Source organism: Neisseria sp. P0008.S010 (assembly GCF_051962715.1).
In the GTDB taxonomy this organism is placed as follows: Bacteria; Pseudomonadota; Gammaproteobacteria; order Burkholderiales; family Neisseriaceae; genus Neisseria; species Neisseria elongata.
In genome coordinates this window covers 1-245 of record NZ_JBQCVA010000392.1, presented here as the reverse complement: position 1 = coordinate 245, position 245 = coordinate 1, and the positions used below count along the sequence as shown (strand labels likewise).

Annotated in this window: 1 rRNA gene; it reads right to left on the bottom strand. The window is 51.8% G+C overall.

The annotated features are described in order from the left end of the window. Positions 1-245, bottom strand: a 16S ribosomal RNA gene (locus ACTHSL_RS14040); the annotation flags it as partial.

Here is a 245-nt window from a genome sequence, read left to right as displayed (position 1 = left end):
GACTACACGGGTATCTAATCCTGTTTGCTCCCCACGCCTTCGCGCCTCAGCGTCAGTATTGGTCCAGGAAGTCGCCTTCGCCACCGGTGTTCCTCCTGATATCTACGAATTTCACCTCTACACCAGGAATTCCACTCCCCTCTCCCATACTCAAGTCTACTAGTTTCAAATGCACTTCCCAGGTTGAGCCCAGGGCTTTCACATCTGACTTGATAAACCGCCTACGCGCTCTTTACGCCCAATAA